Here is a 14989-nt window from a genome sequence, read left to right on the forward strand (position 1 = left end):
GACATGATCGAGGAGCATTTCGCGGCTTTGCGCACAGCACTGGAACGCAACAGCTTCGCCACCGAAATCCGTAGGTGGGGAAGAGAATTGGCCGAAGTGCTGGACAACGGCGGCCGGTTGCTTGCCTGCGGCAACGGCGGCAGCGCCGCCGAAGCCCAGCACCTGACCGGCGAGCTGGTCGGCCGCTTCCGCAACGAACGACGCCCACTCTCGGCGATCGCCCTGCACGCCGACACCTCGGCGGGCACCGCGATCGTGAACGACTACGGCGAGCACGAACTGTTCGCCCGTCAGGTCCGGGCGCACGGCAGAGCCGATGACGTACTGATCCTGTTGTCCACCAGTGGCACCAGTCAGAACGTGGTGGCCGCGGCGAAGGCGGCCAAGGACATCGGCGTCACCACCTGGGCGATGACCGGGCCGGCACCCAATCCCCTTGTTGCAGTGTGTGATGACGCGCTCGCGGTGGACGCGCCGAGCACCGCCACCGTCCAGGAGGTGCATCTGGTTCTGGTGCACGCACTGTGCACAGCGCTCGACGAAGCACTCGGGATACCCACGTGAAGCCGTTGGTGGTGCTCGGCGACACCATTCTCGACGTCGACATCGACGGTGTCGCCGAGCGGTTGTGTCCCGAGGCGCCGGTGCCCGTCGTCGACGTGGAACGTGAGTGGATCCGCCCGGGCGGCGCCGGCCTGGCCGCGCTGCTGGCCGCGCGGGCGACGGCGGAGGTCTCGCTCATCACGGCGACCGCCGACGATCGGGACGGCCGCACCCTCACCCGGCTACTCGACCAGCATGTGCGGGTGGTGCCGATAGCGTTGCGCGGAGAGACGATTCGCAAGTCTCGCGTCCGCGCCGCCGGTCAGTCGCTGTTGCGGCTGGACACCGGCGGCGGGACGGCGGATGCCGGTGCGGTGAGCGACTCGGTGACCAGCACCCTGCGCGGGGCCGGTGCCATCCTGGTCGCGGACTACGGCCGCGGCGTCGCCGCGCATCCGCGGATCCGGCGGCTGCTGACCGAACTGGCCAGCACAATCCCGGTGGTGTGGGATCCGCATCCGCGCGGCCCGGCGCCGACCAGGGGTGCGTCGCTCATCACGCCGAACCTCGCCGAGGCGCGCCAATTCGCGCCCGGCTACGACCAGCCCGACGAACTGGCGAAGGTGCTGCGCGACGAGTGGACCGCGGATTCCGTCGCGGTCACCACCGGATCCAGCGGTGCGGTACTCGCCAACGGCAAGCGGCTTCGCGTGGTCCCGGTGCCCGCCGAGGTGCGCATCGCCGGACACCTCCGTTCCGACACCTGCGGCGCTGGCGACCAATTCGCCTCGGCCGCGACGGTCGCGCTGCTGGACGGCGCCACGGTGGCGGACGCGGTGTCGCACGCGGTGGCCGTGGCCGCCGGATTTGTCGCCTCGGGCGGTGCCGCGAATCTATCGACCTGCGAAAGCGCCTCCCCCGCAACCGAAGCCGAGGACACCGAACCGGACCGGTCGGCGTTCGAGTTCGCGGCCAGGGTGCGGGCGCGCGGCGGCCGACTGGTGGCCACCGGCGGCTGTTTCGATCTGCTGCATTCCGGCCATGTGAGCTTGCTGCGGCAGGCCCGCGCGATGGGCGACGCGCTGGTGGTGTGCCTCAACTCCGATGCCTCGGTGCGGCGGCTCAAGGGCGCGCCCCGCCCGATCGTCACCGCCCATGACCGGGCGCGGCTGCTCACCGAGCTTTCCTCGGTGGACGCCGTCGCCGTGTTCGACGAGTCCGAACCGAGCGCGCTGCTCGACCGCCTTCGCCCCGACATCTGGGTCAAGGGCGGCGACTACTCCGGCGCCGATCTGCCCGAGGCCGAGGTGGTCCACGGCTACGGCGGCCAGATCGCGTTGATTCCCACTGTTCCCGGGTACTCGACGTCGCGGCTGGTCGCCGCGGCCCAGTCCCACGATTGACCGACGAAGGAGCGCGATGCGAAACCTTGGCAATATCTTGATCACCGGCGGCGCGTCCGGGCTCGGCGCGGCGGTGACCGCCGCTGTCCGGAAAAACGGGGGCACCCCCTACGTCATCGATCGGGTTGCGCCCGAGGCGTCCGTCGACTACGTGTGCGCCGACCTCGCCGACACCGCGGCCGCCGAACAGGCGGTGCGCGAACTCGTCGAGCGCGCGGGCGGTCGCATCGACGGCGTGTTCACCGCGGCCGGAACCGACGCCTGCGGCGCACTGGATCAGGTGCCGACGGCGAAGTGGGAGAACGTGATCCGGGTCAACCTGCTCGGCACCGTGGCCGTGGTCCGGGCCGCCCTGCCTGCCCTGCGGGAAAGCAAGGGAACGGTGGTGACCTGTGCTTCCACCCTCGGCATCAAGGCGGTGGGGGACGCGACCGCCTACTGTGCCTCGAAATTCGGCGTCGTCGGATTCACCAGGGCACTCGCCGCCGAAACCGCGGGCAGCGTCGGCGTGACCCTGCTGATCCCCGGCGGCATGCACACGGCGTTCTTCGACGACCGCGACGAGCAGTACAAGCCGCCGCCGGACGCGAAACTCAACCAGCCCGAAGACGTCGCCGACGCAGTGGTTTTCGCGCTCAGCCAGCCGCCCGGCTGCGAGGTCAGGGAAATGGTGGTGTGCGCGTCGGTCGAAGGATCGTGGCCTTGACCCGCTCCATTCTCGTGCTCCGCGCGCTCGGCCTCGGCGACCTGCTGACCGTCGTGCCCGCGCTGCGCGGAATCCGCCGCGCCTACCCGGACGACCGGGTGGTCCTCGCCGCCCCGGCAGCGTTGCGCGACTTGGTCGACCTCATCGACGCCGTCGACGAACTACTGCCGACCGCGGGTTTGGGTGCGCTGCGGTGGCCGGACGAGCCGCCGAGACTGGCCGTCAACCTGCACGGCAGCGGGCCCGAAAGCCTGCGCGATCTGCTGGCCGCGCAACCGGAAGTGCTGCTGACGCATCGTCATTCGGAGTTTCCCGAGCTGCCCGGTCCCGAGTGGCGTTCGGACCTGCACGAGGTGGATCGCTGGTGTCGGCTGCTGCGCTACGGCGGGATCGACGCCGACCCCACCGCATTGCTACTGCCCGCACCCGCTCGGCCCGCCGCCGAGTCGAACGCGATCGTGATCCATCCCGGTGCGGCCTTCCCAGCACGCCGCTGGCCGCCCGACCGATTCGCCCGCGTCGCAAGGGAACTCGCCGCCGACGGCCACCGCGTAGTGATCACCGGCGCGCCGGACGAAGTGCCGCTGGCGAACGCCGTCGCCGAACTGGCCGGCCTACCGCCGCACGCCGTCTACGCCGGACGCACCGACCTGGCCGAACTCGCCGCGCTGGTGGCGGACGCGGCCCTGATCGTGTGCGGCGACACCGGTGTAGGGCATCTCGCCACCGCGTTCGACACCCCGTCGGTGCTGCTGTTCGGCCCGACACCGCCGCACCGGTGGGGTCCGCCGGCCGACGCGAAACACCACCTCACCCTGTGGGCCGGACGCGCAGGCGATCCGCACGACGACCACCCGGACCCCGGGCTGCTCATGCTGCGACCCGAACAAGTGCTGACCGCCACATCTGATCTGCTCGGAGAGAAGGTACGCCATGGGTAGTCGAGTCGGAGTGATGGGCGCCGGGTACGTCGGCCTCACCAGCGCCGCCTGCCTCGCCCACCTCGGACACCATGTGGTTTGTGTGGACAACGACGTGGCCAAGGTCGAACAGCTTTGCGCGGGAACGGTTTCCATCGTCGAGCCGCGCCTGCCGGAACTCGTCCGGGAGGGCCTCGCGGAGCACCGTCTCGGCTTCACCGCCGACCCGACGGCACTGCGGGAATGCGAAGTGGTGCTGCTGTGCCTGCCCACGCCGATGAGCCCCGACGGAACGGCCGACCTGAGCGTCCTCGAACAGGCGCTGCACACTTTGTCCACCATCCTGTCCCCCGATTGCGTGCTGGTCACCAAGTCCACCGTGCCGGTGGGGACCGCGGCGCGCATCCCCGCCATGTCCGGCTCGGCGGGGCTGACGGTCGTCAGTAATCCCGAATTTCTGCGGGAGGGTCACGCGGTCGAGGACTTCCTGCGCCCCGACCGCATCGTCGTCGGCGCCGAACCACCGGATCGGGATGCGGCCGACCGCGTCGCCGCGCTCTACGCCGAGACCGGCGCGCCGGTGCTGCGCAGCGACCCGGCCAGCGCGGAACTCGCCAAGTACGCCAGCAACGCGTTTCTCGCGGTGAAGCTTTCGTTCGTCAACACCATGGCCGAACTGTGCGAACAGGTCGGCGCCGACATCGGCACGGTGACCACCGCGATGGGCATGGACGATCGGATCGGCCCGGCCTTCCTTGCGCCTGGCCCCGGCTGGGGCGGCTCGTGCCTGCCCAAGGACACCCGCGCGCTGCTGCGGACCGCGGAGGCGGCGGGAGTGGATTTCGCGCTGGTCCGGGATGCGTTGCGCGCCAACGATCATCAGCACGCCCTGGTGATGCGCAAGATCCGGCGCGCGGTCACCGGTGCGGTCGACGGCTCGCTGTCGGGTTCCCGGATCGGCGTGCTCGGCCTCGCCTTCAAAGCCGGGACCGGCGATCTGCGCGAGTCGCCCGCCGTCGCGGTCGCGCGGCAGCTGTGCAGGCACGACGCCACGGTAACGGCCTACGATCCGTGCGTTCCCGAGTCGGACTGTCCCGACCTCGGCATCCGCGTGGTCGACGACCCGTACCTGGCCGCGAAGGACGCCGACGCGCTCGTGATCCTCACCGAATGGCCCGAGTTCCGTTCGCTGGACTGGCCGAAACTCGAGACCTGCGTCGACCAGCCGGTGATCGTGGACACCCGCAACCTGCTCGACGATCGGGTCCTGACCGGCACCGGCTTCACCTTGCTCGGCACCGGCACCGCGAGGTAGCGCTACTTTCGGCGCGCCCTCGCGGCGACGAAAACCGTTGTCAGTGCTGAGGTTTGCTGATCGCGTCCTTCACCCGGTCGAGTACCGCGACGAACGGGCCTGCGAACATGTTCGCCGGCGCGGACTCCACGCCCGGATGCGGCCGAGTGGGGGCGGTCTTCTCGGCGAATTCGACGACCTTACGCATGCGGTCGAGCTCGTTCTGGTCGAGCTGGGTGCGCAGCTGCTTGAATTCCTCGCTCTCCTCGTGCCCGGCGTGGTTGAGTACCGCGTCGCGCAGCGCGGCCAGTTTGGCCACGAATTCTGGTGTGGACACGTCCATCTCATCGAGTTCGGACAGCGCCTTCTTCGCCTCGTGCTCCTCGTGCAGCCTGGCGTCCACGACGGCGTCGCCGTTATCGAGCTCGCGGCGGGCCCGCGGATGGACGATCTCCTCCTCCGCGGTCTCGTGCACCGCCAGCAGGCGGCGCAGCTCGAAAAACTTCTGCTCCCGCTCCTGCGGGGTCACCGCGTCGGTGGTTTCGGCGAAGAGCTGACGAATCCGGTTGTGCTGTTCCAGCAGAAAGTCGATGACATCCGCAGTGCTCTCGATGCGTTGTGTGGCCATGATTGATATCTCCCGATCGGCATCGACGGCTGGGCTGATAGCCGTCTACCGACGCCGTACCCCACCGGCACAGTGGCAAACGACACACCGGAACCGTTGGTGTCGAAGACCTTCGGGCCCCTGCGCCGTCAGCACCTCGCCACAGGATCACCACCGAGCTGCCCGCCTCCTGTCAGGACAGTTTCAAGCTGCGCCCGATGATCTCCTTCATGATCTCGGTGGTGCCGCCGTAGATCGTCTGGACGCGAGCGTCCATGTACGCCTTGGCAATCGGGTATTCCTTCATGTAGCCGTAGCCGCCGTGCAGCTGAAGGCAGCGGTCGATGAGTTCGACCTGTTCCTCGGTGCTCCACCACTTGGCCATGGCGGCGTCCTCGACGGAAAGCTTGCCGCGGTTCAGGTCTTCGATGAAGCGGTCGACCAGGACGCGGACGGCAGTGGTCTTGGTGGCGAGTTCGGCCAGGACGAAGCGGGTGTTCTGGAAGGTGCCGATCGGCTTGCCGAACGCCTTGCGGTCGCGCACGTACTGGATGGTCATGTCCAGGCACGCTTCCATGGCCGCGGCGGCCATCACGGCGATGGACAGGCGCTCCTGCGGCAGGTTCTGCATCAGGTGGATGAAGCCCGCGCCCTCCTGGCCGAGCAGGTTGGCGGCGGGCACCCGGACGTCGGTGAAGCTGAGTTCGGCGGTGTCCTGCGCCTTGAGGCCGAGCTTGTCCAGGTTGCGGCCGCGCTCGAAGCCGGGCATGCCGCGCTCGACGACGAGCAGGCTGAAGCCCATCGCGCCCTTCTCCGGGTCGGTCTGGGCGACCACGATGACGATGTCGGCGTTGATGCCGTTGGTGATGAAGGTCTTGGCGCCGTTGAGCACCCAGTCGTCACCGTCGCGGACCGCGCGGGTCTTGATGCCCTGGAGGTCGGAACCGGTGCCGGGCTCGGTCATCGCGATCGCGGTAATGATCTCGCCGGAACAGAAGCCGGGCAGCCAGCGCTGCTTCTGCTCCTCGTTGGCCAGCTCGGACAGGTAGGGCGCGATCACGTCGTTGTGCAGGGCGAAGCCGAGGCCGGAGTACTGGCCACGAACCGATTCCTCGGCCACGATCGCGTTGTAGCGGAAGTCCTTGACCCCGCCGCCGCCGTACTCCTCCGGCATGGCCATGCCGAGGAAGCCCTGCTTGCCCGCCTCGAGCCACACCGCGCGGTCGACAATCCCCTGCTCTTCCCACTTCGCGTGGTTCGGCGCGACGTGCTGATCGAGAAACTTGCGGAACGACTCCCGGAACAGATCATGCTCGGGTTCGAACAGTGTGCGCTCCACACCAACCTCCTAGTGACCACACCGGCCGGTCCACACCGACCCGTCATTGCCTCATACGGTACCCGGAACGAGAATGCCAGTTCACTTCTGGGGCGGAATCGTTGGTTAACCAGGCGCGCCGTGGAGTAGCGCGGAAGAAGGGCGAGATTCTCGACAAACCGCTCGGGCGCGCGCAGTGTCCTCGACCACAGAATTCCGACGCTGTGTTAACCCGCTGTCCAACTTTTGGTGAACATCAGCGTGCGACGGTGGGGCGATGGCGGCGACCCTCATCGCGACGGCTCCGACCGGTTCCGTCGCCTCAACCCCCAGTCCGACAACCCTGCCACCGGCCCGGCCGGTGGAACGTCTCGGATTGACCGTGCTGCTGCTCGGTACCGCGATCGCATACCTGTGGCGCATCACCGTCAACGGCATGGGCAACAACTTCTACGCGGGCGCGACCTGGGCGGGGTCGCGGGACTGGAAGGCGCTGCTGTTCGGGTCGCTGGATCCGAGCAACTTCAGCACGGTCGACAAGCCGCCCGTCTCGCAGTGGGTGATGGGACTGTCCGGGCAGTTGTTCGGCTTCAGCAGTGCGAGCATGCTGATTCCGCAGGCTTTGATGGCGGTGGCCGCGGTCGGGTTGACGTACGGGGCGGTGGCGCGAGCGACCGGCAATCGGGGTGCCGGGCTGTTGGCCGGGGTGGTGCTGGCGGTTACGCCGGTGGTGGCGTTGATGTTTCGGTTCAACAACCCGGACGCGGTGTTGGTGTTGCTGATGACCGCGGGCGGCTACTGCACGATCAGGGCGCTGGAGCGGGCGAACGGACGGTGGCTGATGTTGGCCGGTGTCGCGCTCGGGTTCGCGTTCTTGGCCAAGTTGCTCGAAGGATTGATGGTGTTGCCCGCGCTGGGCATCACGTACCTCATCGTCGCGCCGACCTCACTGCGGAATCGGTTGTGGCACTTGGTAGGTGCTGCGGCAGCGTTGGTCGTCTCGGCGGGCTGGTATGTGTTGCTGACCGTACTGTGGCCCGACTCGTCGCGGCCGTATCTCGCCGGCTCGACCGACAACAGCTTTATGGATTCCGTCTTCGGCTACAACGGATTCGGCCGGTTCCTCGGCCATACTCCGGCGACCGGGCAGATCGCGTTGCCGTCCGGCTATCAGACGCCGCCCGGATTACTGCAGAGCTTCAACGATTTCGGTGCGCCCGGGGTCGGGCGATTGTTCGTCGGCGAGAGCGGGTTCGAGATTTCCTGGCTGGTTCCTGCCGCCCTGTTGTCGTTCGTTGTGGTGTTGATATCCAGGTGGAGCGCGCCGCGCACGGATCAAATACGCGGCGCGGCATTGGTTTTCGGGTTATGGTTGATCACCATGGGCGGGGCCTTCAGTGCGATGAAGGCCATCGAGCACTCGTACTACACGCTGACCCTCGCGCCCGCCGCCGCCGGGATGGTCGCGGTCGGGGTGCATGAGCTGTGGCTGCGGCGCGACGAGTTGCTCGGCAAGCTCGGGGCCGCCGCGCTGATCCTGACCATGGGGCTGTGGGCTTTTGTTGTGCTGCAACGCAATTCGGACTGGTTGCCGTGGGTACGCTGGGCCGTCGCCGCGACGGCGGCGGTGGCGGCGGTTGGGCTGCTGGTTGCCGCGATTCCGGTGCCGGCCGGCTGGCGTGCCGCGCGGACCAGGGCTACCGCGATTCTGGTCGTCGTCGGGGTGTTCGCCGGACTGGGCGGATCGACGGCCTACGCGGCGGCCACGCTGCCGCAGGCCCATGTCGGCCGCAGTCCCGTTGTCGGACCGGCCAAACCCGTCGAGACCGGGATCGCGGCGCTGATCCACCGGCAGACGCAGAACTTCGCCGACGGTGGTGCGTTCACCAATCCGCAGCTCGTCACGATGCTGATGAGCAGCACGACGAAATGGTCGGCCGCGGTGGACCGAGGCTCGATCGCCGCCGCACTCGAATTGGCCAGCCGCACCCCGGTGATCGCCATCGGCGGTTTCGCGGCCGAAGACCCCGTACCAACGCTAGAGGAGTTCCAGAAGATCGTGGCCGACCATGAGTTGACCTATTACCTGGTGCAGGAGATGCAGCTACCCGCGTCGTGGAAAGTCGGCGGCCAGCCCGGCGCCACAACCACACCGTCTACCCCCGAAAAGCCGTGGCAGGTAACCGGAAAACCGGAAATCGCGGAGTGGGTAAGCCACCACTACACCGCAACCCACATCGGCAACATCGCGGTATACGACCTCACCCCGCACCCGAACTAGCGGGCAACCCACCAGCCGCACCACTTCTGATGTGCCGCACCGAAATTCGCATGCGATTCTCGGTGCGCAGAATCAGGGAGGGTGCGGCAGCTTCACCGCGGCGCCAGGTCGGGCGGCGCGGGGTCGGTTAGCGGCGGAGACGGTCGCGTAGGCGGCCGACGAGGGTGCGGCCGGAGTCGCGGTCGCGTTCGGTGAAGAGGAATTTCAGTTCCTCCTCCAGGGCCTTGCGGGTGACGTCGCGTAGTTCCTTTGCGGCCGTGGTGAGGTCGTCGGCGTCGCGCCAGGGGGCCGGGTCGATGGGGGTGCCTGCGGAGAAGTAGAAGCGCTCGGGGCGCGGGAGGATGGTCGGGCCGAGGCCGCGCAGCAGTGGGGGTGTCAGCTCGGGGTTCATGCCGAGGGCCGCTACGGTCCAGCGCAAGGGGCGTAGGAGTGGATGGTCGCCGTCGATGACGATGTCGTAGGCGTCGTCGACGCCGATCATCGCGATCGGCACGATGGGTGCGCCCGCTTCGATCGCCATCCGGGCGAAGCCGGTGCGACCCTCCCATTTAAGGACGTATTTCTCGTTCTTGCGGCGCACTGCCTCGCGGCCGCCGCCGGGGAACACGATGACGGCGTCGCCGCGCTTCAGCAGGGCCAGGCAGTTACCACGGGTGCCGCGGACCGCGCCGTAGCGGTGCAGGAAGTGGCGCAGGCCGGGGACGCCGATGAGTACGTGTTCGGCGAGGCCACGGATGAGGCGGCCGCGGCGGCGCAGCACCTCGGGCAGCAGCAGCGGGGCATCGATGCCGCCCATCAGGTTGTGGTTGCCGACGAGCAGGACGGGCCCGTCGGCCGGGATGTTGTCGAGGCCGTAGAACCGCGGGCTGGTCCACGCGCGCAGCGGCGACAGCAGCGCCTCGATTACCCGAAGATCGCTGTCGGTCAGCGAAACCGCCAGCGGGGCACCGTCGCTGAGCGCCGGCTTGTCACGCAACAGCACACCGGACGCCTTATCCGCGGAATCGGCCGAGCCAACACGGTCGTGCGACATACATCCCTCCTGATGTCGACACGAACGATACCGTAACGAAATCCACTGTGCCGCATCGAATGTGAGCGCCAACACAGTCCGGCCGGTATGCTATGAACTCGGCGCCCGCTCTCCCGCCCCCAAAACCACCGCCTGCCTGCCGCGCACCCCTCCGCGTCCCGCGCCCAAATTTGCTGGCAATTCCATCCGCATCAGCACAACATGTGCGCGCGGCATGACGCATGTGCGCCAGCACAACCAACCGAGAGCCAGCCAAGCGCGCCGACACAAACCATGCGCGGGGTGACAGACCGGTAATCTGCGCGGTTCGGCCGACGCGACAGCCGGTTCGCCGAGCGGGACATGGCGGCGGCAAAGTGCGAGTGAGCGCGCCGTCATGTCCCGTTCGATGTCGCGGAGGGGCTAGCCGTTAGTTTCTGGAGTAACGGTGCCGCCGGCGTGGGCGTATTCGGACAGGGCCGCGGCGAGGGAGTGGGGCACTCGGGCGTGGACTCGGGTGCCGCCTTCCTCGTGGGTCGAGTCGATGATGCGGCCGTCGGCGTGGATGCGGGCGAGCAGGTCGCCGCGGCTGTACGGGAGCAGGATGCTGATTTCGGCGTCGAGGCCGCCAAGTACCTCGGCGAGACGATCGCGCAGGGCGTCGATGCCGAGGCCGGCGCGGACGGAGACGTATTCCGCGTCGGGGAGCTGGCCGCGCAGGCGGGTGAGCGCCATCGGGTCGAGGGCGTCGATCTTGTTGACCACCAGTAGTTCCGGCGGAGCCGAGGTGCCCTGCTCCTTGATGACGTCGGTGATCACCTCGCGGACCGCCTTGATCTGTTCGGCGGGCAGCGCGTCGGAGCCGTCGACCACGTGCAGCAGCAGGTCGGCGCCCGTCACTTCCTCCAGCGTCGACCGGAACGCCTCGACCAGCTGGGTCGGCAGGTGCCGGACGAAACCGACGGTGTCGGTGAACACGACCTCGCGGCCGTCGTCGAGATCGGCGCGGCGGGTGGTCGGGTCGAGGGTGGCGAACAGCGCGTCCTGCACCAGCAGACCAGCACCGGTGAGGGCGTTCATCAGGCTGGACTTGCCCGCGTTGGTGTAGCCGACGATCGCCACCGACGGGATGCCGCTGGAGGTGCGGCGGGCCCGCATGGTGTCGCGCGCGGTCTTCATCTCGCGGATCTCGCGGCGCAGCTTGGCCATTCGCTCGCGGATACGGCGACGATCGGTTTCGATCTTCGTCTCACCGGGACCACGCAGACCCACACCGCCGTTGCTGCCCGCGCGACCACCGGCCTGCCGGGACATGGACTCACCCCAGCCGCGCAGTCGCGGCAGCATATATTCCATCTGAGCGAGCGCGACCTGCGCCTTGCCCTCGCGGGAGGTGGCGTGCTGGGCGAAGATGTCCAGGATCAGCGCGGTCCGGTCGATCACCTTGACCTTGACGACCTTCTCCAGCGCGGTCAGCTGCGCGGGCGTGAGCTCACCGTCGCAGATCACGGTGTCGGCGCCGGTTTCCAGCACCACGGCCCGCAGTTCTTCGGCCTTGCCGGAACCGATGTAGGTGGCCGGGTCGGGCTTGTCGCGGCGCTGGATGAGCCCTTCGAGCACCTCGGAACCCGCGGTCTCGGCGAGGGCGGCCAGTTCGGTCATGCTCGCGTCGGCCTGCGCCGCGCTGCCCGTGGTCCACACGCCGACCAGCACGACCCGTTCCAGGCGCAGCTGCCGGTACTCGACCTCGGTGATGTCGGTGAGTTCGGTGGACAGCCCGGCGACGCGACGCAGTGAGCTGCGTTCGTCGAGCTGCATCTCGCCGACCGTCGGTTCGGCGGACGTCCAGCCGCCCGACCGCTTCATCCGCGCGGCGTGCTCGGCCACGACATCGCCGGTGACGGCGTCGTCGGAGGGAGCGCCCTCGGTGGCAGCGTCGAGCTGGATGTCGTCATCGGCCGTCTCGGTGAAGTCGTCGGCCGGAGTGAATTCATAAACTTTAGATTTCGTCATACAAGATCCATGATCCCACGATGCACCGACATGGCGCATTCGGATATTGAGCACAGCGTGTTGGGGGTTGTGGGTCAAGTTCCGTTCGGGACGGCACGAGATGCGCCTAGAGCGATCCGAGGTGCTGCCACCAGCCCTCGGCGATGGCTCCCGAGGCGACAAGCACCGACGGCCCGCGCAGCCATGCGGTGCCCTTGTCCAACCCGACGGTGACCTCGCCGCCGGGAATGCGGACGCGCACCTCGCCGGTGTCGGTGGCGATCCGGAAGCCCTCGCGGGCCAGGGCCGCCGCGGCCGCGGCAACGGTTCCCGTTCCGCAGGAACGGGTTTCGCCGACGCCGCGTTCGTAGACGCGCATGTCGACGGACCCGTCGGCGAGCGCCGTCACGATTTCCACGTTGACGCCGTGCGGGAACAGGTCAGGGTCGTAGCCGGGGGGCACGGTGAGATCGAGTTTGGCAAGGCCGTCGGCGGACAGATCGGGAACAACGCAGGCCAGATGCGGATTGCCGACGTCGATGCCGATACCGGAGTAGGCCCAGCCCTCGACGGTCGCGGTGGATTCGCCCAGTTCGCGCACGGTGCCCATGTCGACCGTGACCATGTCGACGGTGACGTCACCGTCGACCGCGGTCGCGGAGTGCACCACGACCGGTCGTCCACCCGCCCGGCTGCCGACAACGAATTCGTGCGCGGGCTCCAAGCCGGACGACACCAGGTAGTGGGCGAAAACGCGCACGCCGTTGCCGCACATCTCGGCAATCGAGCCGTCGGCGTTGCGGTAGTCCATGAACCAGTCGGTCTCGGCCACCCCCGCGGGCAGCTCGGCGAGCACACCCGCGGCACGCAACGCGCCGGCCCGCGCCACCCGCAGCACACCATCGGCACCCAGGCCGCGCTGGCGGTCGCACAGTGCGCTGATCCGCTCCGGGGTGAGCTGCAGCCGAACCTCGAGGTCCGGCAGCACCACGAAGTCGTTCTGGGTGCCGTGCCCCTTGGTGAACTCGATATCCGACACGTACGTGTTCTCCTACCTACTCGTCATTTGGCAAACGTCCGGCGCTGCCGGGAAATTTCGTAGAGGGCGACGGCCGCGGCCGAGGGCGCGCCGAGCGAGCTGGCGGTGCCACCCATCGGGATGTGCACCATGGCGTCGCAGGCCTCCTGCCAGGCAGCGCTCATCCCGCTGGTCTCGTTGCCGACGACGAGGATGGTTGCCTCGGTGAAGTCGTGGTCGTAGGCGGCGTGTGCGCCGTTCTCGTCGGTGCCGATGATCCGGGTGGGGATGCCGCGCCGCACCTGCCGGTCGCGGAATTCGAGGACCTGCGCGGCCCCGGCGGCACGCACCACCGGCATCGCGAACAGCGAGCCCGTCGACGCGCGAACCGCCTGCGGGTCGTACTGGTCGGCACCGTGCCCGGTGACGATCACGCCGCTGGCACTGAACGCGTCGGCCGACCGGATCAGCGTGCCAAGATTGCCCGGCGAATTCGGGCGGTCGAACACCACGACCACGGGCGCGTCCTCGCCGGGCTCCCCCGGCTCGAAGGCGTCGAGCTCCTGCTGCCGCGACACCGCGACGGCCACCAATTCCGGTATACCGCCGACCTTTTCGCCGAGCTCGGCCATCAACTCCGGAACCAGGCCGACCTGCGGGACGTCGCTGGTGTCCAGCAGCTCCCTGGCCCAGTGGGACAGGTCGGGGGTGCCGAGGCGGTAGAGCAGCGTCTCCAGCGGCCAGTCGTTGGCGACGGCCTGGGTGATCGGGCGGACGCCCTGCACCAGGAAGCGCCCGTCGCGGTGGCGTTTGGTCCGGTTGTTCAGGTAGGCCTGCCACACCTGGACCGAGGCATTGCGGGTGCTCACACGTCGGGTCACTGCGGGGTCCGTTCTTTCTCGTCGAGCAGGGCGAGCGCGGTCGCCATCAGATCGGGGGCGGCGCCGTCCACCCAGCGCACCCGCGGGTCACGCCGGAACCAGGAGCGCTGCCGCCGAACGTAGCGCCGGGTGCCGATCAGGGTGCGTTCTCGCGCGTGCGTCAAGTCGTATTCGTTGTCGAGGTACGCGAGGACTTGTGCGTACCCGATGGCGCGCCGGGCGGTGACGCCGTCACGCAGGCCGTGTTCGATCAGCGTGCGTACTTCATCGATGAGACCGGCGGCGAACATCAGCTCGGTGCGGCGCTCGATCCGTTCGTCGAGTTCGGCGGTGTCGCGGTCGACGCCGATGATCACCGTGCCCCAGCGCGGCGTACCGATCTCCGGTGCCGAAGCCGCGAACGGCCGGCCGGTGAGTTCGACGACCTCGAGCGCGCGCACCATGCGGCGGCCGTCGGTGGGCAGGATGGTGGCCGCCGCAGCGGGATCGGCGGCGCGCAATGCCGCGTGCACCGCCTCGACTCCGCCTTCGGCGAGCACGGCCTCCCAGCGGGCGCGCACCTCCGAGTCGGTGGCCGGGAACTCCCACTTGTCCAGCAGCGCTTGGACATACATCATCGAGCCGCCCACGATGACCGGCACGCGACCGCGCGCCATGATGTCGACCACGTCGGCGCTTGCCGCGGCTTGGTAGGCGGCGACGGTCGCGGTTTCGGTCACGTCGAGTACATCGAGCTGGTGATGCGGGATGTCGCGTCGTTCTTCGACGGTGAGTTTCGCGGTGCCGACATCCATGCCGCGGTAGAGCTGCATCGCGTCGATATTGACGATCTCGCCGCCGAGTCGTTCGGCCAGGTCGAGGCCGAGATCCGATTTGCCGGTGGCGGTCGGGCCGACGACGGCGATCGGAGTGCTGCCGGGATCGCTCATGACTCGGCTCCGTGGTGCGCGACGACATCCCGCGGTGCGCGCGCACGATCGCGGCTCACCGACGCCCGACGTGCCGATGCCGTCG

The 14989-nt window shown here is 68.5% G+C and carries 13 protein-coding genes; 6 read left to right on the forward strand and 7 right to left on the reverse strand.

Features of this window, described 5'->3' with window-relative positions; all coding sequences use genetic code 11:
- Nucleotides 1–3: 3 nt before the first annotated feature.
- Genes ACIA8C_RS19655 through ACIA8C_RS19675 form a run of 5 tightly spaced genes read left to right on the forward strand, consistent with a single transcriptional unit; the run spans nucleotide 4 to nucleotide 4887 of the window.
- A complete protein-coding gene (locus tag ACIA8C_RS19655; RefSeq protein ID WP_397136490.1) occupies nucleotides 4–564 on the forward strand; it encodes an SIS domain-containing protein in 561 nt (186 codons plus the stop codon).
- Nucleotides 561–1946, forward strand: coding sequence for a PfkB family carbohydrate kinase (locus ACIA8C_RS19660; protein ID WP_397136492.1), 1386 nt, complete (start codon nucleotides 561–563; stop codon nucleotides 1944–1946). The genes ACIA8C_RS19655 and ACIA8C_RS19660 overlap by 4 nt, the downstream gene beginning before the upstream one ends.
- A gap of 16 nt (nucleotides 1947–1962) precedes the next feature.
- Nucleotides 1963–2652, forward strand: coding sequence for an SDR family oxidoreductase (locus ACIA8C_RS19665; RefSeq protein WP_397136494.1), 690 nt, complete (start codon nucleotides 1963–1965; stop codon nucleotides 2650–2652).
- Entirely contained in the window at nucleotides 2649–3593 is a 945-nt protein-coding gene (locus ACIA8C_RS19670) for a glycosyltransferase family 9 protein (RefSeq protein WP_397136496.1), read from the forward strand. Before ACIA8C_RS19665 ends, ACIA8C_RS19670 begins: the two co-directional genes overlap by 4 nt.
- On the forward strand, nucleotides 3586–4887 hold the full coding sequence (locus tag ACIA8C_RS19675) for a UDP-glucose dehydrogenase family protein (RefSeq protein ID WP_397136498.1): 1302 nt from the start codon (nucleotides 3586–3588) through the stop codon (nucleotides 4885–4887). Before ACIA8C_RS19670 ends, ACIA8C_RS19675 begins: the two co-directional genes overlap by 8 nt.
- Before the next feature lie 40 nt (nucleotides 4888–4927).
- On the opposite strand, the gene ACIA8C_RS19680 is transcribed toward ACIA8C_RS19675, so the two are convergent.
- The gene (locus tag ACIA8C_RS19680) at nucleotides 4928–5494 is read right to left on the reverse strand and encodes a hemerythrin domain-containing protein (RefSeq protein ID WP_397136500.1); all 567 of its coding nucleotides are present in this window, start codon (nucleotides 5492–5494) and stop codon (nucleotides 4928–4930) included.
- Between the two features lie 172 nt (nucleotides 5495–5666).
- Nucleotides 5667–6812 carry an acyl-CoA dehydrogenase family protein gene (locus ACIA8C_RS19685; RefSeq protein ID WP_397136502.1) on the reverse strand — a complete coding sequence of 382 codons (1146 nt, stop codon included), beginning with the start codon at nucleotides 6810–6812 and terminating at the stop codon, nucleotides 5667–5669.
- Between the two features lie 256 nt (nucleotides 6813–7068).
- Here ACIA8C_RS19685 and ACIA8C_RS19690 point away from each other — a divergent pair, with 256 nt between their 5' ends.
- Nucleotides 7069–9072 (forward strand): ArnT family glycosyltransferase, encoded by a 2004-nt coding sequence (locus tag ACIA8C_RS19690; RefSeq protein WP_397136504.1) that lies wholly within the window; start codon nucleotides 7069–7071, stop codon nucleotides 9070–9072.
- Between the two features lie 127 nt (nucleotides 9073–9199).
- On the opposite strand, the gene ACIA8C_RS19695 is transcribed toward ACIA8C_RS19690, so the two are convergent.
- From ACIA8C_RS19695 to miaA, 5 genes are all read right to left on the reverse strand, one after another.
- Nucleotides 9200–10105 carry a lysophospholipid acyltransferase family protein gene (locus tag ACIA8C_RS19695; RefSeq protein WP_397136506.1) on the reverse strand — a complete coding sequence of 302 codons (906 nt, stop codon included), beginning with the start codon at nucleotides 10103–10105 and terminating at the stop codon, nucleotides 9200–9202.
- A 402-nt stretch (nucleotides 10106–10507) separates the two neighbouring features.
- A complete protein-coding gene (hflX, locus tag ACIA8C_RS19700; RefSeq protein ID WP_397136588.1) occupies nucleotides 10508–11950 on the reverse strand; it encodes a GTPase HflX in 1443 nt (480 codons plus the stop codon).
- A gap of 253 nt (nucleotides 11951–12203) precedes the next feature.
- Nucleotides 12204–13106, reverse strand: a complete 903-nt coding sequence (dapF, locus tag ACIA8C_RS19705) for a diaminopimelate epimerase (RefSeq protein ID WP_397136590.1) — start codon at nucleotides 13104–13106, stop codon at nucleotides 12204–12206.
- A gap of 32 nt (nucleotides 13107–13138) precedes the next feature.
- Nucleotides 13139–13975 carry a TrmH family RNA methyltransferase gene (locus ACIA8C_RS19710; protein WP_397136508.1) on the reverse strand — a complete coding sequence of 279 codons (837 nt, stop codon included), beginning with the start codon at nucleotides 13973–13975 and terminating at the stop codon, nucleotides 13139–13141.
- Nucleotides 13972–14904 (reverse strand): tRNA (adenosine(37)-N6)-dimethylallyltransferase MiaA, encoded by a 933-nt coding sequence (gene miaA / locus ACIA8C_RS19715; protein ID WP_397136510.1) that lies wholly within the window; start codon nucleotides 14902–14904, stop codon nucleotides 13972–13974. Before miaA ends, ACIA8C_RS19710 begins: the two co-directional genes overlap by 4 nt.
- Between the last annotated feature and the right edge of the window lie 85 nt (nucleotides 14905–14989).

It is taken from the genome of Nocardia sp. NPDC051321, assembly GCF_044455225.1.
Classification (GTDB): Bacteria; Actinomycetota; Actinomycetes; order Mycobacteriales; family Mycobacteriaceae; genus Nocardia.

What these genes read in the sequence shown, in the direction of transcription:
- ACIA8C_RS19655 (WP_397136490.1), top strand. Translation starts at nt 4, where the DNA reads ATGATCGAGGAGCATTTCGCGGCTTTGCGCACAGCACTGGAACGCAAC.
- ACIA8C_RS19665 (WP_397136494.1), top strand. Translation starts at nt 1,963, where the DNA reads ATGCGAAACCTTGGCAATATCTTGATCACCGGCGGCGCGTCCGGGCTC.
- ACIA8C_RS19675 (WP_397136498.1), top strand. Translation starts at nt 3,586, where the DNA reads ATGGGTAGTCGAGTCGGAGTGATGGGCGCCGGGTACGTCGGCCTCACC.
- ACIA8C_RS19680 (WP_397136500.1), bottom strand. Translation starts at nt 5,494, where the DNA reads ATGGCCACACAACGCATCGAGAGCACTGCGGATGTCATCGACTTTCTG.
- ACIA8C_RS19690 (WP_397136504.1), top strand. Translation starts at nt 7,069, where the DNA reads ATGGCGGCGACCCTCATCGCGACGGCTCCGACCGGTTCCGTCGCCTCA.
- ACIA8C_RS19695 (WP_397136506.1), bottom strand. Translation starts at nt 10,105, where the DNA reads ATGTCGCACGACCGTGTTGGCTCGGCCGATTCCGCGGATAAGGCGTCC.
- hflX (WP_397136588.1), bottom strand. Translation starts at nt 11,950, where the DNA reads ATGAAGCGGTCGGGCGGCTGGACGTCCGCCGAACCGACGGTCGGCGAG.
- miaA (WP_397136510.1), bottom strand. Translation starts at nt 14,904, where the DNA reads ATGAGCGATCCCGGCAGCACTCCGATCGCCGTCGTCGGCCCGACCGCC.